General features: G+C 64.2%; 23 protein-coding genes and 5 tRNA genes. 20 read left to right on the top strand and 8 right to left on the bottom strand.

The window, feature by feature from the left end; translation table 11 throughout:
• Nucleotides 1-54 precede the first annotated feature (54 nt).
• The 4 genes from UB43_RS14170 to UB43_RS14155 all read right to left on the bottom strand — a co-directional run bounded on the left by UB43_RS14170 (nt 55) and on the right by UB43_RS14155 (nt 4,304).
• Nucleotides 55-1,887, bottom strand: a complete 1,833-nt coding sequence (locus tag UB43_RS14170; RefSeq protein WP_045211968.1) for an ABC transporter ATP-binding protein — start codon at nt 1,885-1,887, stop codon at nt 55-57.
• A gap of 77 nt (nt 1,888-1,964) precedes the next feature.
• A complete protein-coding gene (locus UB43_RS14165; protein WP_045212519.1) occupies nt 1,965-2,525 on the bottom strand; it encodes a peptidylprolyl isomerase in 561 nt (186 codons plus the stop codon).
• 29 nt (nt 2,526-2,554) lie between these two features.
• The gene (locus tag UB43_RS14160) at nt 2,555-3,346 is read right to left on the bottom strand and encodes an alpha/beta fold hydrolase (RefSeq protein WP_045211965.1); all 792 of its coding nucleotides are present in this window, start codon (nt 3,344-3,346) and stop codon (nt 2,555-2,557) included.
• 31 nt (nt 3,347-3,377) lie between these two features.
• Nucleotides 3,378-4,304, bottom strand: coding sequence for a LysR family transcriptional regulator (locus UB43_RS14155; protein ID WP_045211963.1), 927 nt, complete (start codon nt 4,302-4,304; stop codon nt 3,378-3,380).
• A gap of 55 nt (nt 4,305-4,359) precedes the next feature.
• Here UB43_RS14155 and UB43_RS14150 point away from each other — a divergent pair, with 55 nt between their 5' ends.
• The 9 genes from UB43_RS14150 to UB43_RS14110 all read left to right on the top strand — a co-directional run bounded on the left by UB43_RS14150 (nt 4,360) and on the right by UB43_RS14110 (nt 12,018).
• The gene (locus UB43_RS14150) at nt 4,360-4,674 is read left to right on the top strand and encodes a hypothetical protein (protein WP_045211961.1); all 315 of its coding nucleotides are present in this window, start codon (nt 4,360-4,362) and stop codon (nt 4,672-4,674) included.
• Between the two features lie 134 nt (nt 4,675-4,808).
• Nucleotides 4,809-5,408, top strand: coding sequence for an FMN-dependent NADH-azoreductase (locus UB43_RS14145; RefSeq protein ID WP_045211959.1), 600 nt, complete (start codon nt 4,809-4,811; stop codon nt 5,406-5,408).
• Between the two features lie 198 nt (nt 5,409-5,606).
• Nucleotides 5,607-5,891, top strand: coding sequence for an integration host factor subunit beta (ihfB, locus tag UB43_RS14140; protein ID WP_015478091.1), 285 nt, complete (start codon nt 5,607-5,609; stop codon nt 5,889-5,891).
• Nucleotides 5,892-5,924: 33 nt separating this feature from the next.
• Entirely contained in the window at nt 5,925-6,230 is a 306-nt protein-coding gene (locus UB43_RS14135) for a lipopolysaccharide assembly protein LapA domain-containing protein (RefSeq protein ID WP_045211956.1), read from the top strand.
• Nucleotides 6,223-7,374, top strand: coding sequence for a tetratricopeptide repeat protein (locus tag UB43_RS14130; protein ID WP_045211954.1), 1,152 nt, complete (start codon nt 6,223-6,225; stop codon nt 7,372-7,374). Before UB43_RS14135 ends, UB43_RS14130 begins: the two co-directional genes overlap by 8 nt.
• Nucleotides 7,375-7,429: 55 nt before the next feature.
• On the top strand, nt 7,430-8,392 hold the full coding sequence (locus UB43_RS14125) for an SDR family oxidoreductase (protein ID WP_045211951.1): 963 nt from the start codon (nt 7,430-7,432) through the stop codon (nt 8,390-8,392).
• Nucleotides 8,389-9,414, top strand: coding sequence for a glycosyltransferase family 4 protein (locus UB43_RS14120; protein ID WP_045211948.1), 1,026 nt, complete (start codon nt 8,389-8,391; stop codon nt 9,412-9,414). The genes UB43_RS14125 and UB43_RS14120 overlap by 4 nt, the downstream gene beginning before the upstream one ends.
• 71 nt (nt 9,415-9,485) lie before the next feature.
• Complete coding sequence (locus tag UB43_RS14115; RefSeq protein WP_045211946.1) at nt 9,486-11,474, top strand: nucleoside-diphosphate sugar epimerase/dehydratase; 1,989 nt, start codon at nt 9,486-9,488, stop codon at nt 11,472-11,474.
• A 196-nt stretch (nt 11,475-11,670) separates the two neighbouring features.
• The gene (locus UB43_RS14110; protein ID WP_045211943.1) at nt 11,671-12,018 is read left to right on the top strand and encodes a ComEA family DNA-binding protein; all 348 of its coding nucleotides are present in this window, start codon (nt 11,671-11,673) and stop codon (nt 12,016-12,018) included.
• 392 nt (nt 12,019-12,410) lie between these two features.
• On the opposite strand, the gene UB43_RS14105 is transcribed toward UB43_RS14110, so the two are convergent.
• Nucleotides 12,411-12,486 (bottom strand) — tRNA-Asn (locus UB43_RS14105).
• A gap of 69 nt (nt 12,487-12,555) precedes the next feature.
• On the bottom strand, nt 12,556-13,752 hold the full coding sequence (locus UB43_RS14100) for an amino acid aminotransferase (protein WP_045211941.1): 1,197 nt from the start codon (nt 13,750-13,752) through the stop codon (nt 12,556-12,558).
• A gap of 184 nt (nt 13,753-13,936) precedes the next feature.
• On the opposite strand from UB43_RS14100, the gene uvrB reads away from it, so the two are divergent.
• Nucleotides 13,937-15,952, top strand: a complete 2,016-nt coding sequence (gene uvrB, locus UB43_RS14095; protein ID WP_045211939.1) for an excinuclease ABC subunit UvrB — start codon at nt 13,937-13,939, stop codon at nt 15,950-15,952.
• Between the two features lie 112 nt (nt 15,953-16,064).
• On the opposite strand, the gene UB43_RS14090 is transcribed toward uvrB, so the two are convergent.
• A complete protein-coding gene (locus UB43_RS14090; RefSeq protein ID WP_156160421.1) occupies nt 16,065-17,564 on the bottom strand; it encodes an MDR family MFS transporter in 1,500 nt (499 codons plus the stop codon).
• A 49-nt stretch (nt 17,565-17,613) separates the two neighbouring features.
• On the bottom strand, nt 17,614-18,648 hold the full coding sequence (locus UB43_RS14085; RefSeq protein ID WP_045211934.1) for an HlyD family secretion protein: 1,035 nt from the start codon (nt 18,646-18,648) through the stop codon (nt 17,614-17,616).
• 110 nt (nt 18,649-18,758) lie between these two features.
• Between UB43_RS14085 and UB43_RS14080 the strand changes: the two genes are divergently transcribed.
• The 10 genes from UB43_RS14080 to UB43_RS14035 all read left to right on the top strand — a co-directional run bounded on the left by UB43_RS14080 (nt 18,759) and on the right by UB43_RS14035 (nt 24,798).
• On the top strand, nt 18,759-19,679 hold the full coding sequence (locus tag UB43_RS14080) for a LysR family transcriptional regulator (RefSeq protein ID WP_045211932.1): 921 nt from the start codon (nt 18,759-18,761) through the stop codon (nt 19,677-19,679).
• Nucleotides 19,680-19,740: 61 nt separating this feature from the next.
• A complete protein-coding gene (gltX, locus tag UB43_RS14075; protein WP_045211929.1) occupies nt 19,741-21,225 on the top strand; it encodes a glutamate--tRNA ligase in 1,485 nt (494 codons plus the stop codon).
• A 281-nt stretch (nt 21,226-21,506) separates the two neighbouring features.
• Nucleotides 21,507-21,582, top strand: a tRNA-Ala gene (locus UB43_RS14070).
• Between the two features lie 53 nt (nt 21,583-21,635).
• Nucleotides 21,636-21,711 (top strand) — tRNA-Glu (locus tag UB43_RS14065).
• Nucleotides 21,712-21,755: 44 nt separating this feature from the next.
• Nucleotides 21,756-21,831, top strand: a tRNA-Ala gene (locus UB43_RS14060).
• Between the two features lie 58 nt (nt 21,832-21,889).
• Nucleotides 21,890-21,965, top strand: a tRNA-Glu gene (locus UB43_RS14055).
• Between the two features lie 171 nt (nt 21,966-22,136).
• A complete protein-coding gene (locus tag UB43_RS14050; protein WP_045211927.1) occupies nt 22,137-22,676 on the top strand; it encodes a TetR/AcrR family transcriptional regulator in 540 nt (179 codons plus the stop codon).
• A gap of 12 nt (nt 22,677-22,688) precedes the next feature.
• Complete coding sequence (locus UB43_RS14045) at nt 22,689-23,528, top strand: alpha/beta fold hydrolase (protein WP_045211925.1); 840 nt, start codon at nt 22,689-22,691, stop codon at nt 23,526-23,528.
• Nucleotides 23,529-23,695: 167 nt separating this feature from the next.
• Nucleotides 23,696-24,346 (top strand): bifunctional 4-hydroxy-2-oxoglutarate aldolase/2-dehydro-3-deoxy-phosphogluconate aldolase, encoded by a 651-nt coding sequence (locus tag UB43_RS14040; RefSeq protein WP_045211924.1) that lies wholly within the window; start codon nt 23,696-23,698, stop codon nt 24,344-24,346.
• Nucleotides 24,343-24,798, top strand: a complete 456-nt coding sequence (locus UB43_RS14035) for a thioesterase family protein (protein ID WP_045211923.1) — start codon at nt 24,343-24,345, stop codon at nt 24,796-24,798. Before UB43_RS14040 ends, UB43_RS14035 begins: the two co-directional genes overlap by 4 nt.
• The last annotated feature ends 20 nt before the right edge of the window (nt 24,799-24,818 follow it).

Below are 24,818 nucleotides of genomic sequence, written 5' to 3'. Positions count from 1 at the left end.
TCGCGCCCATGGGGCGCTCCTACAGGGGGGGCGCCGGTGCGTGCGGGGCGGGAATCAGTCCACCCCGACGAACCCACCCGTCTGGTGCCGCCACAGCCGCGCATACAGCCCGCCATGGGCGAGCAGTTCGGCATGGCTGCCGCTCTCGACCACGCGACCGTGCTCCAGTACCACCAGGCGATCCATGCGCGCGATGGTCGAAAGGCGGTGGGCGATGGCGATCACCGTCTTGCCCTGCATCAGGGTCTCCAGGCTTTCCTGGATCGCCGCTTCCACTTCCGAATCCAGCGCCGAGGTGGCCTCGTCGAGGATCAGGATCGGCGCATCCTTGAGCAGCACACGGGTGATCGCGATGCGCTGGCGCTGGCCGCCGGAGAGCTTCACGCCGCGCTCGCCGACGTGCGCGTCGAGGCCGGAGCGGCCTTCGGCGTCGCTCAGCTGCGGGATGAACTCCGAGGCGCGGGCCTTCTGGATTGCGTCTTGCAACTCGGCCTCGCCGGCATCCGGGCGGCCGTAGAGCAGGTTGGAACGGATCGAGCGGTGCAGTAGCGAGGTGTCCTGGGTGACCATGCCAATTTGCGCGCGCAGGCTTTCCTGGGTCACCTGGGCGATATCCTGGCCGTCGATCAGGATGCGCCCGCCTTCGAGGTCGTACAGGCGCAGCAGCAGGTTCACCAGGGTCGATTTGCCGGCGCCGGACGGGCCGACCAGGCCGATTTTCTCGCCGGGGCGCACGGTCAGGTCGAGGCCGCTGATCAGGCCGCCGCCCTTGCCGTAGCTGAAGTCCACCTGGTCGAAGCGCACTTCGCCATGGCTCACCACCAGCGGCTTGGCGTTGGGCAGGTCGTTCACCTGGCGGGGCAGGGCGATGGTCTGCATGCCGTCCTGCACCTGGCCGACGTTCTCGAAAATGCCGCCGACCACCCACATGATCCAGCCGGACATGTTGTTGATGCGGATGACCAGGCCGGTGGCCAGGGCGATGGCGCCCACCGAGATCAGCGACTGGGTCCACAGCCACAGGGCGAGGCCCGTGGTGCCGGCGATCAGCAGGCCGTTGAAGATGGTGATGGTGACGTCCATCGAGGTCACCACGCGCCCGGCGCGCTGGGCCTTGCGGGTCTGGTCGTCGATGGCTTCGCGGGCGTAGTCCTCTTCCTGGCGCGTGTGGGCGAACAGCTTGAGGGTGGTGATGTTGGTGTAGCCGTCGACGATCCGGCCCATGAGCTTGGAGCGCGAGTCCGAGGCTTCCACGGAGCGGCGTTTCACCTGGGGCACGAAATAGCCCAGCGCGCCGACGTAGCCGACCACCCAGAGCACCAGCGGGATCATCAGGCGCCAGTCGGCCTCGGCGAACAGCACCAGGGCGCTGATGGTATAGATCACCACGTGCCAGATGGCGTCGACCACCTGCACAGCGGAGTCGCGCAGGGAGTTGCCGGTCTGCATGATGCGCTGGGCGATGCGCCCGGCGAAGTCGTTCTGGAAGAAGCCCAGGCTCTGCTTGAGCACGTAGCGGTGGTTCTGCCAGCGGATCAGGTTGGTCATGCTGGGGTTGATGCTCTGGTGCACCAGCATGTCATGCAGGCCGTTGAATACCGGGCGCAGGACCAGCGCGACGACGGCCATCCAGATCAGCTCGCGGCCGTGCAGGGTGAAGAAGTCGCTGGGGGCGGTGCCCTGGGCAAGGTCGACGATGCGTCCCAGGTAGCTGAACAGCGCGACTTCGATCAGTGCGACGATCAGCCCGACGAAAAGCAGGGCGAGGAAAACCGGCCAGACTTGGCGCAGGTAATAGACGTAGAAGCGGACGACGTCGGAGGGCGGCATGCGCTCGGGGACGTCGCGGAAGGGATCGATCAGACGCTCGAAACGACGGTAAAGCATGATGGCTCTCGGGTTGTGTCGGCGAGCCCGTCCTGGGCTCGCCTTGAATGGCCTCCGTCAGCCGTGATTGCGCAGAATCACAGACGCTTGGCGGAGAGGATGACCACCGGGGTGGTCGGTACGTCCTGGAACATGCCGCGGTTGCCGGTCTTCACCCCGGCGATCTGGTCGACCACGCCCATGCCGCGAACGACCTTGCCGAACACGGCGTAGCCGAAGTCGCGGGCGCCGTGGTTGAGGAAGTCGTTGCCGGTCAGGTTGATGAAGAACTGGCTGGTGGCGGAGTTCACGTCACTGGTGCGTGCCATGGCCAGGGTGCCGCGCTCGTTGAGCAGGCCGTTGTCGGCCTCGTTCTTGATCGGCGCCTGGGTGTCCTTCTCCTTCATGGCTTCGGTGAAACCGCCGCCCTGAATCATGAAGTTGGGGATAACGCGGTGGAAGACGGTTCCGTTGTAGAAGCCGCTGTCGACGTAGGACAGGTAGTTCTTCACGGAAATCGGCGCTTTGTCGGCATACAGCTCGATTTCGATTTCACCCGACGTGGTGGACAGCAGCACGTGCGGCTTGTTGGCGTCGGCGGCGATTGCCGAGCCGGCCAGGACCAGGGAGCAGGCAGCGAGCAGGAAGCGTTTGAACAGGGTCATTTGGCGGATGTTTCCTGAAGGTTCTAGGGATGGTCGACCTGATCGAGGAAATCGAGCAGGGTGGTATTGAATCTTTCCGGCTGGTCCAGCGGCGTGGCGTGGCGCGAGTCCTCGATCACCACCAGGCGGGCGTTGGGCATCTGCCCGACATAGGCCTGCTTGAGCGAGACCGGGGTGTAGTCGCGGTCGGCGCTGATCACCAGGGTTGGACAGGTTATGCGCGCCAGGCGTTCCTGCACACCCCAGCCGATGATGGCGTGCAGGCTGGAGAGGTAGGCGCGCTTGTCGTTCTGCGGCCAGCGCTGCTGGATCTTGCGGCGCAGGTCGCTCTGTTCGGGCTTGGGAAAGAGCATCTTGCCCAGCGCCTTGCCTACGGTATCCAGGCCCAGCACGTGGGCAAGGAACAGCCTGCGCGCCACTTCCAGGTATTCGCGCAGGCTGCGTGGCTTTACTTCGGGCGCGCTGTTGACGATGGTCAGGCTGTTCAGCCGCGCCGGCCAGCGCGTGGCCAGTTCGAAGCCGATCATGCCGCCCATGCTGATGCCCACCAAGTGCACGCGGCCCAGGCTCAAGTGGTCGAGCAGGGCGATCACGTCCTCGGCAAAGGCGCCGATGCTGTAGCGCTGGCGCGGCTTGTCGGACTGGCCGTGGCCGCGAACATCGAGGGCGATCACCCGGTGGCGCTTTTCCAGTTCCGGCACCTGGAACTCCCAGTCGCGGGTGCTGGAGCCGAGCCCGTGCACCAGCAGCACCGGCGTGCCGAAACCGCTTTCCTCGTAGTGCAGGCGATGACCGGCGTGGTCGAAGAACGGCATGACGGGCTCCTTGTTCGGGCGGACTGTGGGCTCAGGCCGGGCTTTCCGGGGCGGCGAAATGGGCGTCCAGGGGCACGTTGGCGAAGGTGGTCAGCAGTTCCACGAGGATCTGCGTAGCCGGGCCCAGGGGTTTTTCCTTGTTCGGGTAAAGATAGAAGCGGCTCTTGCGTACGCCGCCCTGTTTCATCAGCAGCGGCTTGAGCTGACCGTCGCGCAGTTCGCGCTCGATCATGTGCCGCGGCAGCCAGGCGAAGCCCAAGCCATTGCTGACAAAGGTGGCGGCGGTGGCGAGGCTGCCGACGGTCCAGCGCTGTTCGGCGCCGAGCCAGCCGACGTCGCGCGGCTGCAGGCGACCCGAATCGCGGATCACCACCTGCATCTGGGTTTCCAGGTCCTGGTGGGTGACTTCGCGCTGCAGGCGATGCAGGGCGTGGTCGGGGTGGGCGACGGCGACGAAGTCGACGATGGAGAGATCGGCGCCCAGGTGGCCGGGGATGTTCAGGCCGCTGATGGCGAGGTCCGCATGGCCCTGCACCAGCGCTTCCTCCACGCCCGACAGCACTTCTTCGCGCAGCAGTACGCGGCAGCCGCGGCTCTGCGGCATGAAGGCCGACAGCGAGCGCACCAGGCGTACGGTGGGGTAGGCGGCGTCGACCACCAGGCGCACTTCCGGCTCCCAGCCCTGTTCCATGTGGTGGGCGAGTTCCTCCAGTTGCCCGGCGGACTTCACCAGTTGCCGTGAACGGCGCAGCAGTACTTCACCGGCTTCGGTGAGCACGGCCTTGCGCCCGTCGATGCGCAGCAACGGCACGCCGAGCTGCTCCTGCATGCGCGCCACGGTGTAGCTGATCGACGACTGCGAACGGTGCAGGGCTTCCGCCGCCTGGGCGAAGCCGCCGTGATCGACCACGGCCTGCAGGGTTCTCCACTGATCCAGGGTAACGCGGGGCGCTTTCATCCTCGCTTCCTCTTGTCTACTCTGGCGGTCCGCAGAAGACCCACAAGAGACCGCCATGAAAAAATTCTGTTGTGCTGTTCTGGCACTGTTGCCGCTGACCGCCCTGGCCTATCCCATCGAAGTCCAGAAGAGCCTCAATGGCACCGAGGTGGATGTCGAGACCCAGGACATCGGCGACCAGATGGGCGCGATCATCCTGCGCAACGTCGGCCAGCAGCCGGTGACCTGCACCGCGGTCTTCGTCAACGGTCCCGAAACACCGCATGTGCGCAAGGCCACCCTTGCACCCGGCAAGGAGGCCAACCTGACTTCCAGCTTCAGCCGCGCAGTGATCAAGCTGCGCATCAAGCTGACCTGCAATCCTTCCTGACAAGACTAGAAGCTGCCAGACAAGAAATCAATTTATTCGATAATTAGTAGCGACTATTTACGCTTTTTTATCGATTTGTTCATCTTTAGGATGGCCTCCATCGACAAGTTCAACGACCGATGGAGGTCCAGCCCATGTCCCGCGTTCTGGTTATCGAAAGCAGTGCCCGTCAGGAAGGTTCCGTTTCCCGCCAGCTGACCCGCGATTTCATCGCCCAGTGGCAGGCCGCTCACCCGGTCGACGACATCCAGATCCGCGACCTGGCCGTCGAGCAGGTGCCACACCTGGATGCCAACCTGCTGGGCGGCTGGATGAAGCCGGCGCAGGAGCACAGCGAGATCGAACGCGCCGCGCTGGAGCGCTCCAACCAGTTGACCGCCGAACTGCAGGCCGCCGACGTGCTGGTCCTGGCTGCGCCGATGTACAACTTCGCCATCCCCAGCACCCTGAAGTCCTGGCTGGACCACGTGCTGCGCGCCGGCGTCACCTTCAAGTACACCGAGACCGGCCCGCAGGGCCTGCTCACCGGCAAGCGCGCCTTTGTCCTGACCAGCCGTGGCGGCGTCTACGCCGGTGGTGCGCTGGATCACCAGGAGCCCTACCTGCGCCAGGCGCTGGGCTTCGTCGGCATCCACGACGTGACCTTCATCCACGCCGAAGGCCTGAACATGGGCGGTGAATTCGCCGAGAAGGGGCTGGCCAAGGCCAAGGCGCAGCTTGCCGCCATCGCCTGATCCGTTTCCTGTTTGCGCGCCCTCCCGCTCCTGGGCGCGACCGTGGCCGATCTCCTCTCGCGGAGATCGGCCATTTTTTATTTGCCAACGACTTGACCGGATGAAAACACATCCTTCCCGTTCGGGCTGTTCAAAGCATGACCAGCATGCTAAAAGAACCTAGAGCTGATCTAGCCGCTTGAAAAAGAAGGGAAAACCATGACCAAGTCGGAGTTGATCGAGAGAATCGTCACCCATCAGGGGCAGCTTTCCGCAAAGGATGTGGAGCTGGCGATCAAGACCATGCTTGAGCAAATGTCCCAGGCTCTGGCCACTGGGGATCGCATCGAAATCCGGGGTTTCGGTAGCTTCTCGCTGCATTACCGTGCGCCGCGCACCGGCCGCAATCCGAAGACCGGCGAGTCCGTGCGCCTGGACGGCAAGTTCGTCCCGCACTTCAAGCCCGGCAAGGAGCTGCGCGACCGCGTCAACGAACCCGAGTGACCCCGGGGTATCCGTCTTCAAGAAGGAGTGTCCATGCTTCGGGCAAAACGTTTCCTGCTGATTCTGGCGCTGGTCGTCCTGGCCGCCGTCGTCGTGGTTTTCGTCCTTGAAAACCTGCAGCCCGCACAGCTGACCTTCCTTGGCTGGCAATCGCCGCAGTGGCCGCTGGTGGTCTTCATCTCCCTTGCCTTCATCGTCGGCGGCTTGCTGGGCCTGCTGCTGAGCATCCCCTTCCGCGCGAAGACGCACGTCCGCATGTCCGGGCTGCGCTCCGAAGTCACCCGTTTCCGCAAGGAGAATGACGCGCTGCGTGAAAAGTCGCTGACGGACCATGCCTAGCGTCATCGCCACGCTGTTCTTCTTCTGCGCCCTGGCCATCGGCTGGTGGATGGGGCGTCGCTCTCTTTCCCGAACCCAGCCTGCGCCCGAGTCGAACCTGCGGGCGCGCGTCCACAGCATGCACAACCTGCTGGAGCGGCATTCCGACGACGCGCTGGAAAGCCTTTCCCAGGGCCTGGTCGTCAGCCCGGAAACGCTTGAAAGTCACCTGCACGTCGGCAACCTGTTCCGCCGCCGCGGCGATATCGAGAAAGCCATCCACATCCACCAGGACCTGCTGGGGCGCGCCGGCGAAGATGGCTCGCTGGTGGCGCAAGTGCGCCTGGAATTGGCCCGCGACTACATCGCGGGCGGTCTGCTCGGTAGCGCCGAGGAACTGCTGGACGAACTGACGCAGCAGCGTGACGAGCCCATCTCGCTCGAGGCGCTGGATGAGCAGCGGCTGATCTGCGAGCGCGAGAAGAACTGGTCGCGCGCCATCGAACTGGCTGCCCGGCTGGTGCCGAGTCGGCCCGAGCTGAGCGCGGCGCTGGCCAACTATTACTGCGAGCTTGCTCAGGAAAAAGGCAAGACCGGCGATCGCAGCGCCATGCAGGAACTGCTGCGCGAGGCTCGTCGCGTCGACAAGCGCTGCGTGCGTGCATTGCTGATGCGGCTGGACTGCGAGTTGTGGCGCAAGGATCCGGCCGCTGCCGTCGCCACCATCGGCGAGCTGGCGAGCGATGCCAAGGCCTTCCTGGGCGAGATCGTTCCGCTGCTGCGTCGCCATGACGGCCTTGCCCGGCCCGAGGTGCTGGCTTGTTTGCGCGAGCTGGCAGGGGGCGAGGAAGTGCCGCCGGCGATCCTCGCGTTGTTGGCCGAAAGCGAGCAGCCGGGACATTCTTCCAGCTGGTGCGAAAGCCTGTTGGAGCGGGTAGAGCGCCATCCTTCTTGGCAAGGTGTGGGCGAATACCTGGAAGTGGTCGGGAACGACACTGAAAAAGATTCGGCGACGGGAAAAATCGCTCCAATAATCATCGGGTTGTATAAGACAATGCCGCGCTATCGATGCGGCAAGTGTGGTTTTGCCGGTCGCGAACTGCACTGGCAATGTCCCAGTTGCCACGCTTGGAATGCCCTGCGGCCTGTCATTTCGCCGCTCTGACGCGTTCGCTCAAACATGGAAGACGCCACAGGCGTCAGGTTCTGCAGGTACTGGATTGAAGGTTCTACTCACGGGCGCGAGCGGTTTTGTCGGCCGAGGCGTACTGGTGCGCTTGTGCCAGGAAGATCACGTGCAGGTTCGCGTCGCCCAGCGTGGCGCCATCGCGCAATACCCCGACGGTGTCGAAGTGGCGCTTATCGACGGGTTGAGCGTGGCGCAATCCTGGATGCAGGCCCTGCAAGGGGTCGATGTGGTGATCCACTGCGCTGCCCGCGTCCATGTCATGGATGAGCAGGCCGCGGACCCGCTTGCCGAGTTTCGCGCGGTGAACGTCGAGGCGACCCGCCATCTGGCGCAACAGGCCGCGGCAGCTGGTGCGAAGCGCTTCGTCTTTGTCAGTTCGATCAAGGTCAATGGCGAGGAGACAGCGCCGGGCCATCCCTTCACTGCCGACGCCGAGCCGAAACCGCAGGACCCTTACGGGCAGTCCAAGCTCGAAGCCGAGCAGGCCCTGTTCGATGTGGCCCGGCAGACCGGGCTCGAGGTGGCCGTGGTGCGTCCGCCGCTGGTCTATGGTCCGGGTGTGAAGGCCAATTTCGCCAGCCTGATGCGCGCCTTGCAGCGTCGCCTGCCGTTGCCCTTCGGCTCCATCGACAATCGCCGCAGTCTGGTCGCGCGCGACAATCTGGTCGATCTGCTGCTGCTTTGCGCGCGCCACCCGGCAGCCGCGGGGCAAGTGTTCCTGGTGAGCGACGGCGAAGATTTGTCGACGGCACAGCTGTGCCGTGGTCTGAGCAGGGCGCTGGGGGTTCGCCCGCGGCTGCTGCCGATTCCGGCGGCGCTGCTGCGCCTGCTGGGGCTGTTGACCGGGCGGCGGCAGCAAGTCCAGCGCTTGCTGGGGTCGTTGCAGGTGGATATTTCCAAGACGCGCAGTCGTTTGGGCTGGAACCCGCCAGTCAGTGTCGAGCAGGCCCTGAGGGCGGCCGCGCAAGGGTGTGGTCAGGAGCAGGGAAGATGAGCATGGGTATTCTGCTGGCGGTCGTGTTCATCGCATCCTGGGCGATGACTGCCGGCGTGCGCCGTTATGCGCTGGCGCGCAGCATCATGGATATTCCCAATGCCCGCAGTTCCCATCAGATCCCCACGCCGCGTGGTGGTGGCGTTGCCATTGTGCTGGGTTTCCTGGGCTGCCTGCCGTTGGCCGGTGTCCTGGGGGCGGTGGATGGAAGCTGCCTGTTGGCCCTGCTGCCGGCTGGCGCTCTGGTTGCGGTCATTGGATTCCTCGACGATCACCGTCATATTCCGGCGCGCTGGCGGCTGCTGGGGCATTTCGTTGCCGCGTCCTGGCTGCTTGGCTGGCTGGGCGGGCTGCCTGTGCTGGCTATGCCGTGGGGGACTCTGGACCTGGGATTGGCCGGCGACCTGCTGGGCGTGGTGTTTCTGGTCTGGCTGCTCAACCTGTACAACTTCATGGACGGCATCGATGGGATCGCCGGTCTGGAAGCCATCAGTGTCTGCCTGGGCGGCGCCCTGTGCGGGTGGTTCGTCGGAGAGTGGCAACTGGTTTGGTTGCCCTTGATCCTGGGCATGGCGGCGGCGGGCTTCCTGGTCTGGAATTTCCCGCCGGCGCGGATCTTCATGGGGGATGCGGGCAGTGGGTTCCTCGGGTTGATTCTCGGAGGATTGGCGCTGCAGGCGGGCGCGCTGTCCGCACCGCTGATATGGAGTTGGTTGATCCTGCTCGGTGTCTTCGTGGTGGATGCCACCTTCACGCTGATCCACCGTCTGGCGCGTGGCGAACGCGTCTACGAGGCGCATCGCAGCCATGCTTACCAGCGTGCTTCGCGCCGTTACGGCAGCCACTTGCGGGTGTCGTTGATGGTGACTGCCGTCAATTTGATTTGGCTCATGCCATTGGCATGGCTGGTGGCACTGGGGCATGTTTCGGGTCTGCTGGGGCTGATTGTGGCCTATGCTCCTTTGGTGCTTGTCGTAGCTCATCTGGGTGCAGGTCGTCCGGATGAACAGGATGTGAGCTGAACTCCACCGGATCTGGTGGTCAATGTAGCGGGTGAGAGCTTTTCTCCGCTCGGGATGAAGGACAAGCGCTGATGCTTCGAGAACGCCTGCTGAGGCTTCCGAGACGACATAAACGATTACTGCAGGTCGTCACTGACATCTGTCTGGTGTGGTTCGCGCTTTGGCTGGCGTTCATCGTGCGGCTGGGTACAGAGGACCTCGAGTACCCGTTCCGGGTTCACGGCTGGCTGTTCGTCGCGGCACCTGCGGTGGCGATTCCTCTGTTCATTCGCTTCGGCATGTACCGTGCGGTGATGCGTTATCTCGGCAATGATGCGCTGATCGCCATCTGGAAGGCGGTGACGATCTCGGCGCTGTTGCTGTCGCTGGTGGTTTACTGGAACCGATCGGTGACCGAGGCGGTTCCGCGCTCGCTGGTGCTGAACTACTGGTGGCTGAGCCTGCTGATGATCGGCGGCCTGCGCCTGGCCATGCGCCAATATTTCATGGGGGACTGGTACAGCGCGGTCCAGGCTGTTCCGTTCCTCAAGCAACAGGATGGCCTGCCCAAGGTGGCCGTCTATGGTGCCGGCTCTGCCGGTAACCAATTGGTGGCGGCGTTGCGCCTGGGCCGAGCGATGCGCCCCGTGGCTTTCATCGACGACGATGACGAGATCGCCAACCGCATCATTGCCGGCCTGCGCGTCTACAAGCCCAAGCATATCCAGCAGATGATCGACGAGACCGGGGTACAGGAAGTACTGCTGGCGGTCCCGTCTGCGACCCGCGCTCGGCGCCGTGAAATCCTCGGTCTGCTCGAGCCCTACCCGGTTCACGTACGAAGCGTTCCGGGGTTCATCGAGTTGGCTAACGGCCGCGTGCGGGTGGATGACATCCAGGAAGTGGACATTGCGGACTTGCTGGGGCGTGACCCGGTCGAGCCGCGCAAGGAGCTGTTCGAGCACTGCATTCGTGGCGAGGTGGTGATGGTCACCGGTGCTGGCGGCTCCATCGGTTCGGAGCTCTGCCGCCAGATCCTCGGCTCATCGCCCACCGTGCTGGTACTGTTCGAACACAGCGAATACAACCTCTACCGCGTGCACCAGGAGCTGGAAAACCGCATCAAGCGCGAGTCCCTCGCGGTGCAGCTGGTGCCGATCCTCGGCTCCGTCCGCAGTGCCGAGCGCCTGCTGGATGTAATGCGCACCTGGAAGGTCGCCACGGTCTATCACGCCGCGGCCTACAAGCACGTGCCCATCGTCGAGCACAACATCTCCGAAGGCGTGCTGAACAATGTGATGGGCACCCTGCATACCGCCCAGGTGGCGGTACAGGCCGGCGTCGAGCACTTCGTGCTGATCTCCACCGACAAGGCGGTGCGCCCGACCAATGTCATGGGCAGTACCAAGCGCCTGGCGGAGATGATCCTGCAGGCCCTGAGCCAGGAGTCCGCGCCGGTGCTGTTCGGCGACAAGTCCGGCGTGCACCAGGTCAACAAGACCCGTTTCACCATGGTCCGCTTCGGCAATGTGCTGGGCTCGTCGGGTTCGGTCATTCCTCTGTTCCGCGAGCAGATCAAGCGCGGCGGGCCAGTCACCGTGACCCATCCGGGCATCACCCGGTACTTCATGACCATCCCCGAGGCGGCCCAGCTGGTGATCCAGGCCGGTTCCATGGGGCGTGGCGGCGACGTCTTCGTGCTGGACATGGGGCAGCCGGTGAAGATCCTCGAGCTGGCCGAGCGGATGATCCACCTGTCGGGCCTGAGCGTCCGTTCCGAGCGTACGCCCCATGGCGATATATCCATCGAGTTCAGCGGCCTGCGCCCTGGCGAGAAGCTCTACGAGGAGCTGCTGATCGGCGACAACGTCAGCGCCACCGAGCATCCGATGATCATGAAGGCCAACGAGGAGCTGATGCACTGGGAGGGCTTCAAGCTCGTCCTGGCGGATCTGCTCAAGGCCGTGGACCAGGGCAACTACGCGCGGGTGCGGCAACTGTTGCGGGAAACCGTCAGCGGTTATTGCCCCGAGGGCGAGATCGTCGACCTGATCCACCAGCAGCGGCGGATGGAGCCCTGAGTCGGGTTACTGCCTAGCAGACAGCGCCGCTGCTGCGTCTGCGAGTCATGTCAGTCCTTTCTTGGTGAACTGTCGGCGGCGCCGGAATCTGTCGCCGACTCTCTAAACCGGCGTTTTCACCGGTGTTCCTGACGATATGTTTTCCAGGCGGCGCAATCGCGCCTGCCTCGAAACCTGTTGCATCAAGGAACGATCCATGAAGAAGAGTCTGCTTTCCGTTGCAAGTCTGATTCTGTTGGCGGGCCTCTCGTTCGGTGACGCCGCTCTGGCTGCCACCAATGGGGCTCCAGCCGTAAAACCCCCAGCCGAAACCGCAGTTTCAACCGAGAAGGCACCTGTTGCCCAGGTGGCGGCGGTGAATATCAACACCGCATCGGCTGAAGAGTTGCAGCATTCCCTGAAAGGTATCGGCAAGGTAAAAGCCCAGGCCATCGTGGACTACCGCACAACCAACGGCCCGTTCACCACGGTCGATCAATTGCTGGAAGTGAAGGGCATCGGCAAGGGGACGCTGGACAAGAATCGCGACAAGATTTCGCTCTGAGCATTGCCAGGTGGAATGAAAGGCCGGTCGTCGACCGGCTTTTTCATTGGAGCGCATTTCTCCGGTCCAATAAAAAAGCCCCCGGCATGTGCCGAGGGCTTTGAATTCTGGCTCCGCGACCTGGGCTCGACGGCGCCAGCCGAACGCGCTTCAGCGCGGCCCCGAAGGGGGAATCACCTGGGACGAAGTCCCTGGAGAGAGTCCGGCGCCCAATAAAAAAGCCCCCGGCATGTGCCGAGGGCTTCGAAATTGGCTCCGCGACCTGGACTCGACGGCGCCAGCCGAACGCGCTTCGGCGCGGCCCCGAAGGGGGAATCACCTGGGACGAAGTCCCTGGAGAGAGTCCAGCGCCCAATAAAAAAGCCCCCGGCATGTGCCGAGGGCTTCGAATTTGGCTCCGCGACCTGGACTCGAACCAGGGACCCAATGATTAACAGTCATTTGCTCTACCGACTGAGCTATCGCGGAACAACGGGGCGTATCTTACTGATTAAAAAGGGGAAGTCAACATCCTGCCGACGACTCCCCCTGATTTTTTTACAGCACCTGGACGATGGCGCGGGTAACGGTGTCCAGGTTGCCGTTGTTCAGCGCGGCGACGCAGATACGGCCGGTGCCGACGGCGTAGATGCCGAACTCGTTCTTCAGGCGCTCGACCTGCTCGGCGGTCAGGCCGGAGTAGGAGAACATGCCGCGCTGCTCGGCGACGAAGCTGAAGTCGCGCTTGGCACCCAGGGCGGCCAGTTGCTCGACCATGGCTACGCGCATGGCGCGGATGCGGGTGCGCATTTCGCCCAGCTCTTCTTCCCAGACCGCACGCAGTTCCGGGCTGTTCAGCACGGCAGCGACGACGCTGGCGCCGTGGGTCGGCGGGTTGGAGTAGTTGGTGCGGATCACGCGCTTGACCTGGGACAGGACGCGGGTGGATTCCTCGCGGCTGTCGGTCACGACCGACAGGGCGCCAACGCGCTCGCCGTACAGCGAGAACGACTTGGAGAAGGAGCTGGAGACGAAGAAGTTCAGGCCCGACTTGGCGAACAGGCGCACGGCGGAAGCATCTTCGTCGATGCCGTCACCGAAGCCCTGGTAGGCGATGTCGAGGAACGGCACGTGGCCCTTGGCCTTGAGCACATCCAGGACCTGCTTCCAGTCGTCCATGGTCAGGTCGACGCCGGTCGGGTTGTGGCAGCAGGCGTGCAGCACCACGATGGACTGCGAGGGCAGGGCGTTGAGGTCTTCCAGCAGGCCAGCACGGTTCACGCCGTTGGTGGCGGCGTCGTAGTAGCGGTAGTTCTGCACCGGGAAGCCGGCGGCTTCGAACAGCGCGCGGTGGTTTTCCCAGCTCGGGTCGCTGATGGCGACGGTGGCGTTGGGCAGCAGGCGCTTGAGGAAGTCGGCACCGGTCTTCAGTGCGCCGGTACCGCCGACGGCCTGGGTGGTGACCACACGGCCTTCGGCCAGCAGTTCGGAGTCAGCGCCGAACAGCAGCTTCTGCACGCCTGAATCGTAGGCGGCGATGCCTTCGATCGGCAGGTAGCCGCGCGGTGCGTGGGCCTCGATGCGGGCTTTCTCCGCGGCCTGCACGGCACGCAGCAACGGGAGACGGCCTTCCTCGTTGTAATAAACGCCTACGCCCAGGTTGATCTTGCCCGGACGGGTATCGGCGTTGAAAGCTTCGTTCAGGCCCAGGATCGGGTCACGGGGGGCCATTTCGACAGCGGAGAACAGACTCATTTTGGCAGCAGCTCTAAGGCGGGAGTGAAGTGCAATTGCAACCCGCCCGCTCACGGCGCTGGGGGTTGCGTCGACGGGCCGGTATTATATAGGCCTCTATGGCAGGCGGCGAGTTGTCGCGCATGCTTTTCGACTGCTATGACGCTTTGGCGACCGAAGCGTCACACGCCAATGCGAGGTTCCCATGTCGATTTTTCAGCTGGATTCGCGATTCGAGCCCGCCGGCGATCAGCCCGAAGCCATCCGACAGATGGTGGAAGGACTGGAAGCAGGGCTGTCGCACCAGACGCTGTTGGGGGTAACCGGCTCCGGCAAGACCTTCAGCATCGCCAACGTCATTTCCCAGGTGCAGCGCCCGACCATGGTGCTGGCGCCGAACAAGACGCTGGCCGCGCAGCTCTACGGCGAGTTCAAGACCTTCTTCCCGAACAACGCCGTCGAATACTTCGTTTCCTACTACGACTACTACCAGCCCGAGGCCTACGTACCGTCCTCGGACACCTATATCGAGAAGGATTCCTCGATCAACGACCACATCGAGCAGATGCGGCTGTCGGCGACCAAGGCGTTGCTGGAGCGCAAGGACGCCATCATCGTCTGCACCGTGTCGTCGATCTACGGCCTGGGTGATCCGGCGTCCTACCTGAAGATGGTCCTGCACCTGGACCGTGGCGACAAGATGGACCAGCGCGAGCTGCTGCGACGCCTGACCAGCCTGCAGTACACCCGCAACGACATGGATTTCGCCCGCGCGACCTTCCGCGTGCGCGGCGATGTCATCGATGTCTTCCCGGCGGAATCTGACCTGGAGGCCATCCGTATCGAGTTGTTCGACGACGAAGTGGAGAACATCGCTGCCTTCGATCCGCTGACCGGTGAAGTGCTGACCAAGCTGCCGCGCTTCACCTTCTATCCCAAGAGCCACTACGTCACCCCGCGGGAGACGCTGCTGGAGGCGGTGGAGCACATCAAGGCCGAGCTCAAGCAGCGCCTGGACTACCTGCGCACCAACAACAAGCTGGTGGAGGCCCAGCGCCTGGAGCAGCGGACCCGCTTCGACCTGGAGATGATCCTGGAGCTGGGCTACTGCAACGGCATCGAGAACTACTCGCGCTACCTCTCCGGGCGCGGTCCCGGCGAGCCGCCGCCGACGCTCTATGACTACCTGCCGGACAACGCCCTGCTGGTGATCGACGAATCCCACGTCAGCGTTCCCCAGGTCGGCGCCATGTACAAGGGCGACCGTTCGCGCAAGGAAACCCTGGTGGAGTACGGCTTCCGCCTGCCTTCGGCGCTGGACAACCGGCCGTTGCGCTTCGAGGAGTGGGAGTCGATCAGCCCGCAGACCATCTTCGTCTCCGCGACGCCCGGCCCTTATGAGGATCAGCATGCTGGTCGCGTGGTCGAGCAGGTGGTGCGTCCCACCGGCCTGGTCGACCCGGAAGTGGAAATCCGTCCGGCGACCACCCAGGTCGACGACCTGCTCTCGGAAATCGGCAAGCGCGTAGCGCTGGACCAGCGTGTGCTGGTCACCACCCTGACCAAGCGCATGGCCGAGGACCTCACCGACTACCTGGGGGATCACGACGTGCGGGTGCGCTACCTGCACTCGGACATCGACACCGTGGAGCGGGTGGAAATCATCCGCGACCTGCGCCTGGGCAAGTTCGACGTGCTGGTGGGCATCAACCTGCTGCGCGAGGGCCTGGACATGCCCGAGGTGGCGCTGGTGGCCATCCTCGATGCGGACAAGGAAGGCTTCCTGCGTTCCGAGCGCTCGCTGATCCAGACCATCGGCCGTGCTGCGCGGAACCTGCACGGCAAGGCGATCCTGTATGCCGACAACATGACCGGCTCGATGCAGCGGGCGATCAACGAGACCGAGCGCCGCCGTGCCAAGCAGTTGGAGTTCAACGCCAAGCACGGCATCGTGCCCAAGGGCGTGAAGAAGGACATCAAGGACATCCTCGAAGGTGCCGTGGTGCCGGGCGCCAAGGGCAAGCGCCGCAGCCTGGCGAAAGTGGCCGAGGAGAGTGGGCGCTACGAGAACGAACTGCGCACGCCGGAGGAAGTCGGCAAGCGCATCAAGCAGCTGGAAGAGCGCATGTACCAGTTGGCCCGCGACCTGGAGTTCGAGGCCGCGGCCGGTGTGCGCGACGAGATCGGCAAGTTGCGCGACCGCATGGTGTCGATGGGCTGAGCGGCTCTTTGTAGAAGCGCGCTTGCTCGCGAACGCTCAATCAGCCGGACACGCCGGCATCAGACGGTTCGCGAGCAAGCTCGCTCCTACAGGGGCGGGCGGGGTAGGGGGCTCAATGCGCCCCGGCTGCCGCTCCAGAACCCACGCCTGCCGGCAGCGGGCGCGTCAGCAACACCGCCACCATGCTGACTGCCAGCACGATGCCAATGGCGTGGAAGGCATCGTTGTAGGCCATGATCGCCGCCTGCTGGTGGACGATCTCGCTGATCTTGCCCAGCGCTGCCTGCTGCGTGCCCAGTTGCGCGGTCAGCTGCGCCAGTCGCTCGTCCACTGCACCATTCACCGGGACTACCGCTTCGCGCAGGTAGTCGTAATACACCTTGGCACGGCTATCCAGCAGCGTGGCGAGTAGCGCGATGCCGATGGCGCCGCCGAGGTTGCGCAGGATGTTGAACAGGCTGGAAGCCGAGCCCGCGTCCTGCGGCTGCAGGTAGACGGTGGCGATCAGCGAGATGGTGACCATCACCATCGGCTGGCCTAGAGCGCGCAGCAGCTGGATCTGATTGAACTGCGGGCCGGCGAAGTCCGGGTTGAGCACGCCGGAGAAGAAGCTCGCCATGCCGAACAGGCCGAAGCCGACGGCGCACAGCAGGCGCGGCTCGATGATCTTCATCAGCTTGGGAATCAGCGGGATGAGGAACAGCTGCGGCACGCCCATCCACATGATCACCTCGCCGATCTGCATGGCGTTGTAGCCCTGGATCTGCGCGAGATACAGCGGCAGCACGTAGATCGAGCCGTACAGCCCCATGCCCAGCCCGATGCTGGAGATGCTCGACAGCCCGAAGTTGCGATTGCGCAGAATCCCCAGGTTGATCAGCGGATTCGGTCGCGAGGTCTGCAGGATCACGAAGAGGATCAGGCTGACCAGGGCGATGCTGCCCAGGCCGACGATCAGGTTCGACTCCAGCCAGTCCTTGCGGTGGCCTTCCTCGAGGAACACCTGCAGGCAGCCCAGGCCGATGGCCATGGTGACGATGCCGGCGTAGTCGGTGCTTTTCAGCAGTTCCCAGTGCGCTTCCTTCTTCTCCAGGCCGTAGAGCAGGCCGGCGATCATCAGCAGGCCCGGCGGGATGTTGATGTAGAAGATGTACTCCCAGCCGAAGTTTTCCGTCAGCCAGCCGCCCAGGGTCGGGCCGATGGAGGGCGCGAAGGTGGCGGTGATGGCGAACAGCGCCATGCCCTTGGGGCGGTGGTGCTCCGGCAGCTTGATCAGTGCCAGGGTGAAGGCCAGGGGAATCAGCGCACCGCCGGTGAAGCCCTGCATGGCGCGGAACACGATCATGCTCTCCAGGTTCCAGGCGAACGAGCAGAGCAGGGAAGAGAACAGGAAGCCGACGGAGATCATCCACGCCAGCCGGCGCGCGGAGAGCAGCTGCACCAGCCAGGCGGTGAGCGGGATCATGATGATCTCGGCCACCAGGTAGGAGGTGGAAATCCACGAGCCTTCTTCCAGGGTGGCGGCCAGCGCGCCCTGGATGTCCTTCAGCGAAGAGTTGGTGATCTGGATGTCGAGCACCGCCATGAACGCGCCGAGCATGGCGCTGAACACGGCGATCCAGTCGCGGCGGGTCGGTTCTCCGACCGGCCGGATCAGTTGATCACCGGCCACCCAGCTCGACCTCTGCCTCGACGGACATGCCCGGGCGGATCAGCCCCTTGAGCGGATTGTCGTCGGCGAAGGTGATCTTGACCGGAATGCGTTGCACCACCTTTGTGAAGTTGCCGGTGGCGTTGTCCGGCGGCAGCAGGCTGAACTGCGCACCCGAGGCGGCGAACAGGCTCTGTACCTGGCCTTCGATGGGCTGGTCGGGGAAGGAGTCGAACACCAGCTTGGCGGTCTGGCCCGGGCGCATCTTGCCGATCTGGGTTTCCTTGAAGTTGGCCTGGACCCAGATGCCGTCGTCCGGTACCAACGACAGCAGCTGGCTGCCAACCTGCACGTACTGGCCGACGCGGGCGCCGCGCTGGCCGATCAGTCCGCTGACCGGCGCGTGGATTTCGGTACGGGCGAGGTTGATTTCGGCCTGGGTGATGTCGGCGCGGGCGCTCTCGATCTGCGCCTGCAGTCGCTGGACGTCGGTGCCCAGGGTTTCGCGCTGCACGCGCTGGGCCTGCAGGTCGGCCTGGGCCTTGGCCACCTGGGAGCGGGCGACGTTGGAGTCGGCGGCCAGGGTGGTCACGCGCTCTTCCGACACGTAGCCGGGCTTGCGCAGCGCCTGGGCACGGCCGAGGTCGACTTCGGTGCGACCGAGGGTGGCCTGGCTGGCGTTCACGTCGGCCGCGCTGGCGGCGATCATGCTGGTCTGGCCCTTGAGCTTGCTGCGTGCCTGCTCCAGTTCCGCCTCGCGGGTGGCCAGGGTGGCCTTGGCGCGGTCCAGGGCAAGCTGGAAGTCAGCGGCTTCCAGCTTCACCAGCAACTGGCCTTTCTCCACGTGCTGGTTGTCCTGCACCAGTACCTCATCGACGCGGGCGCCGAGCTGGCTGGCAATGCGGGTGATCTCGCCCTGCACGTAAGCGTTGTCGGTGGTCTCGACGAAGCGGCCGATGAAGTACCAGCGCGCCAGGAAGGCGAGGGCGACCACGGCGAGGATGACGAAGAACACGGTCAGGCGGCGTTGTAATTGTGCGGGCATAGGTAAACGAGCGTTTGGTTGGCCAAAAAAATGTTTGCCAATGTAACAGTGTTCCGTGGCGGCACGTAGCCGCTACACTTCGGAAACTTTGTTGCTTATAGGGAACAATCATGGGGCTGGATGATGCGCTGATCTTCACCCGCGTGGTGGAACTGCACAGTTTTACCCAGGCGGCGCAGAGCCTGGGGATGCAGAAGTCCACGGTGAGCCGGCGTATCGCCCTGCTCGAAGAGCGTCTGGGCGTGCGCCTGATCAACCGCACCACTCGCAAGCTCAGGCTGACCGAAGTGGGCCAGGCCTACTACGACCGCTGCCGGCAGATCATGCATGACTTCGCCGAGGCCGAGCAGGCGGTGATGCAGCTGCAGCAGGCGCCTTCGGGATTGTTGCGGATCAGTGCGCCCATCGAGTTCGGCCAGATGTACCTGGCCAAGGTGGTGGGCGACTTCATGAACCGCTATCCCCAGATCACCGCCGAGGTCGAACTGACCTCGCGTACAGTCGATCCACTGGAAGAGGGCGTGGACATCGTCATCATGGTCGGCCAGCCGGAGGATTCGACCCTGATCGCGCGGCGCATGCTGACCACCAGCCGCTGCCTGTGCGCCAGCCCCGAGTACCTGAAGTTGCACGGCCGGCCGGAAACCGTCGAGGAGCTGGCTGGCCACCGCGCCGTGCTGCTGCAGGCCGATTCGCAACGCTACTGGCCGCTGCGCGGGGAAACCGTGCCGTGCCACCGGGTGCTGTCGTGCAACAACATCACTTTCGCCCGCGAAGCCGTGCTGGCCGGAGTGGGAATCGCCTCGCTGCCGGAGCTGATCGTCGACGAACAGTTGGCCAGCGGAAGCCTGGTGCGCGTGTTGCCGCAGGTTCAGCTGCCGGTGGGCGAGCTGTACGCCGTGTACCCGTCGCGGCGCTTCCAGGCGATGAAGGTAAAGGCTTTCCTTGATTTCATGATCAATAACCTGCCCCTTGATCCCGGTCGCTGGCTGGAGCCGAAGGTGGCCCGCCTGATACCATCGCACCCATGAGCGCGCGCGCCGTCGCGCGCTGTCCGCCTCACACGAAGAATTGCTGCACACGAGAGCCTTCATGACCACAGTCCGCACCCGTATCGCGCCGTCTCCCACCGGCGACCCGCACGTCGGCACCGCGTATATCGCGCTGTTCAACCTCTGCTTCGCCCGCCAGCACGGCGGTCAGTTCATTCTGCGCATCGAGGACACCGACCAGGTGCGCTCGACCCGCGAATCGGAACAGCAGATCTTCGACGCGCTGCGCTGGCTGGGTATCGAGTGGGACGAGGGCCCGGACGTCGGCGGCCCGCACGGTCCGTACCGGCAGAGTGAGCGTGGTGCCATCTATAAGCAGTACAGCGACGAACTGGTCGAGAAGGGCCACGCCTTCCCCTGCTTCTGCTCCTCCGAGCGCCTCGACGCACTGCGTGCCGAACAGCAGGCGCGCAAGGAAACCCCGCGCTACGACGGCCATTGCATGCACATCCCGAAAGAGGAGTCGGCCAAGCGTATCGCCGCCGGCGAATCCCACGTCGTGCGCATGAAGGTGCCGACCGAGGGCGTCTGCGTGGTGCCGGACATGCTCCGTGGCGACGTGGAAATCCCGTGGGACCGCATGGACATGCAGGTGCTGATGAAGGCCGACGGCCTGCCCACCTACTTCCTCGCCAACGTGGTCGACGACCACCTGATGGGCATCACCCACGTCCTGCGTGGCGAAGAATGGCTGCCCTCGGCGCCCAAGCTGATCAAGCTGTACGAGTACTTCGGCTGGGAGCAGCCGGTGCTCTGCTACATGCCGCTGCTGCGCAACCCGGACAAGAGCAAGCTGTCCAAGCGCAAGAACCCCACCTCCATCACCTTCTACGAGCGCATGGGCCTGTTGCCCCAGGCGCTGCTGAACTACCTCGGCCGCATGGGCTGGTCCATGCCCGACGAGCGCGAGAAGTTCAGCTTGGCGGAGATGATCGAGCACTTCGACCTGTCCCGCGTGTCGCTGGGCGGGCCGATCTTCGACATCGAGAAGCTCTCCTGGCTGAACGGCCAGTGGATCCGCGAGCTGTCCGTCGAGGATTTCGCCAAGGAAGTGCAGAAGTGGGCACTCAACCCCGAGTACCTGATGAAGATCGCCCCGCACGTGCAAGGCCGCGTGGAGAACTTCAGCCAGATCGCCCCGCTGGCCGGCTTCTTCTTCAGCGGCGGCGTGCAGCTGGACGCCAAGCTGTTCGAGCACAAGAAGCTCGATGCCACCCAGGTTCGCCAGGTGTTGCAACTGGTGCTGTGGAAGCTGGAAGCGCTGCGCCAGTGGGAAAAGGACCGCATCACCGCGACCATCCAGGCCGTGGCCGAGCACCTGGGCCTCAAGCTGCGTGACGTGATGCCGCTGATGTTCCCGGCGATCACCGGCCAAGCCAGTTCGGTGTCGGTGCTCGACGCCATGGAAATCCTCGGTGCCGACCTGTCGCGCTATCGCCTGCGCCAGGCGCTGGAACTGCTGGGCGGTGCGTCGAAGAAAGAAGCCAAGGAGTGGGAAAAGATCCGCGACGCCATCGGCTCCTGAGTTCTTTCCTACACTGAAAAAGGCCGGGCGCTGCGAAGCGTCTGGCCTTTTTCATGCTGGCGGCGGTGGCTGCGGGCGCGCCGGAGGAGGGCAGGCGAGCCGCGGATTTCGCCGGCCGGAAACCGGGGTGGTCACTTAAGTGATTGTTCTGTGGGAGAAAAAAATAAGAAATCTGAAAAAATGTTGTTGACAGGGGTTCGCCTCACCCCTAAGATGCGCCCCGTTCCAGCGACGAACTGAACTGACAGAGCGAAGCGGAACGGTAGATCCAGCGGTACTTTGGGGCTATAGCTCAGCTGGGAGAGCGCTTGCATGGCATGCAAGAGGTCGACGGTTCGATCCCGTCTAGCTCCACCAAATTACCAGTAGGTCTTGCCTGGTCCGGGCAAGGCTGAAATCGAAGGTTTTGCGTCCCCTTCGTCTAGTGGCCTAGGACACCGCCCTTTCACGGCGGTAACAGGGGTTCGAGTCCCCTAGGGGACGCCACTTATCCAGCGACGATGCGTTCGCGTCGTCAGCCAGAGTCATCTGGGGCTATAGCTCAGCTGGGAGAGCGCTTGCATGGCATGCAAGAGGTCGACGGTTCGATCCCGTCTAGCTCCACCAAATTCCCATATGGGATGAAGCCAGAATCCACCGCCTGGTGGGTTTCTTCGAAGGATATGTCCCCTTCGTCTAGTGGCCTAGGACACCGCCCTTTCACGGCGGTAACAGGGGTTCGAGTCCCCTAGGGGACGCCATTTTTATCGCTCTGCGATGCCTATAGGGCCACTGAGACTTTCAGTGGCCCTTTTGTTTTTTCTCCCTCCAGAAAATGTTCCCCCGACCAGTGGTCGCGCTTTCTGCTTGCCGATTTTTATTATGAGAATAATATTCTCACCATAATATTCTGTCCGAGCGAGAAGCCAGCCATGAGCGACAAGAAAGCCCAGACCCGCGAACGCATCCTTTCCGCCGCCACCAGCGCATTGCTGCAGCGCGGGCCGGTCGGCCCCAGCGTAGGCGAGGTGATGTCGGCGGCAGGGCTGACGGTGGGCGGCTTCTACTCGCACTTCGAGAGCAAGGACGCGTTGATGCTGGAGGCCTTCCGCGAGCTGCTTGCCAAGCGCCGCGAAGGCCTCAAGCGCTTCGATCCGAAGTTGAGCTTCGCCGAGCGCCGTGCACTGACGGCGCAGTTCTATCTTTCGCGCAAGCACCGCGACACCGAGGAGGAGGGCTGCCCGATTCCCAGTTCGCTGAACGAGGTGGCCAATCTGCCGGAAGCGTTTCGCCAGACCCTGGAAGAGCACGTGGAGTTGATGGTCGCGGCGCTGGCCGGCCGCCCCGAGGAAATCGACACCGTGCTCAGCGACATGGCCCTGATGATTGGCGGACTGGCGCTGGCTCGTGCCCTGGGCACCGGCGACCTGTCCGATCGTGTCCTGCGTGCCGCGAAGAAGGCGGTGAACTGAGGAGGTGCGGAAATGAGCAGTCTGAGCTGGGTTCGAGGAATCAATGCCACCTTGGGCCGCGTCGCGCCGAAATGGGCGGCGCAGCGCATGCGTCAGCTGTTCGTGACGCCCAATGAATACGCCCCGCGTGACTGGGAGCTGCCGCTGCTGGCCAGCTCCGAGCGCGTTACCCTGCGCTTCGGCTTGTCCGCGTTGCGCTGGGGAGAGGGGCCGGCTGTGTTGCTGATGCACGGCTGGGAAGGGCGGCCTACCCAGTTCGCCACGCTGATCGAGAAGCTGGTGGGCGCCGGTTACGGAGTGATCGCCCTCGACGGGCCGGGACACGGCCGCTCGCCCGGCCAGGAAGCGGACATCGTTCTGTTCGCCCGTGCCCTGCTGGAGGCGGCCGGGGAACTGCCGCCGCTGCGTGCCGTGATCGGCCATTCCATGGGCGGCGCCAGCGCCCTGCTGGCAACCCAGATGGGCCTGCGCACCGAAACGCTGGTAACCATCGGTGCGCCGAGCAATGTGCTTGGCGTTCTGCGCGGCTTCTCCAGGATGGTCGGCCTGCCGCCGCTGGCACGCTCACGCTTCATTCGCATGATCGAAGGGCGCACGGGCATCGCGGCCAGGCAACTGGACGTCGCGCGTTATGAACTGGACTTCCCTGGCCTGGTGGTACACGCCGAGGACGACAGGTACGTGCGTGTGGGCGAGGCGGTGGCCATCCATGACGCCTGGCCGCGCAGTCGATTGCTGCGCCTGAAGGATGGCGGGCATCACCGAGTACTGGCCGATGCGGCGGTCACAGAAGCTATTCTGGAACTGCTGGAAGAGGCCGAGATGCCGTTACCCCTGGCACTGGCTTCCTGAGCCATTCACCAGCCTGATAGCGGCGGCTACAGGCCGCCGTTCTCGTTCCATGATGGCCCGTTGCGGGTCGTCAGGCCCGGCGCGCTGGCGTAGACTTTCGGGTATTTCCGGCCGCCCCGGCCTGGGCGTGAGGTCTTGCGCACGCGGGTGGCCGATTGGGGGAATGCATGAATCTGTCGCTGGATTGGGTGCTGCAGAAGGCGCGCCCGGTCATGCCGGTATTGGTGATCGACGATGTGGTGTTGGCGGGTGACCTGGCCCGTGCCCTGTACGACGGTGGTGTGCGGGTGCTGGAAGTGACCCTGCGTACACCGCAGGCGCTGGATGCGGTGGCCGAGATTCGCCGCGAGTTGCCGGAAATGGTCGTCGGCGCCGGTACGCTGATCCACACAGAGCAGTTCCAGGAAGCCCGCGACGCCGGCGCGCAGTTTGCTGTCAGCCCCGGCTGTACGCCACGCCTGGTGGCCGCCGCCGACGATGCGAAACTGCCCTTCCTGCCGGGGGTAATGACGCCTTCGGAGGTGCTGGTGGCGCTGGAGTACGGCTACCGCTCGCTGAAACTCTTCCCGGCCGACGGCAACGCCGCGATCAAGATGCTCAAGAGCCTGAAGGCGCCTTTCTCCGGCATCCGCTTCTGCCCGACCGGCGGCATCACCCAGGAGAACCTGCTCAACGTGCTGCGCCTGCCCAATGTCGCCTGCGTCGGCGGCACCTGGATCGCGCCGCCCAGCCTGGTCCGCGCCCGTGCGTGGGACCAGATCACCCAACTGGCCGCCGAAGCGATTGCGCTGGCCGCAAGCCTGGAGCACGCGTCATGAGTTGGCAGTTGCCCGATCCGTTCGTCATCGACATCGAGGTCAAGTCCGAGGACATCGACGGCCTCGGCCACGCCAACAACGCCGTCTACGTCAGCTGGCTGGAACGCTGCGCCTGGCGTCACTCCCAGAGCCTGGGGCTGGACCTGGCCGAATACCGCCGGCTGGATCGCGCCATGGCCGTGGTACGCCATGAAGTGGATTACCTGGCAGCCGCCTATGAAGGCGAGCAGCTGCAACTGGCGACCTGGATCGTCCAGTCCGATCAGCGCCTGAAGATGACCCGTCACTTCCAGCTGGTGCGCCCGGCGGATGCCCTGACCCTGCTGCGCGCACAGACCACCTTCGTCTGCATCGAACTGTCCAGCGGCAAGCCCAAGCGCATGCCGGTGGAGTTCATCGAAGGCTATGGCCGCGCGCTGCTCTCCCCGGACACCGTGGCCGCCGGCGCGTGATCCGTCGTGCCGCGCTTTTC

This window comes from Pseudomonas sp. 21, from assembly GCF_000955805.1.
GTDB lineage: Bacteria > Pseudomonadota > Gammaproteobacteria > Pseudomonadales > Pseudomonadaceae > Pseudomonas.
Note: the sequence above shows the minus strand (reverse complement) of the source record. Positions and strands in the feature narration are given on the sequence as shown.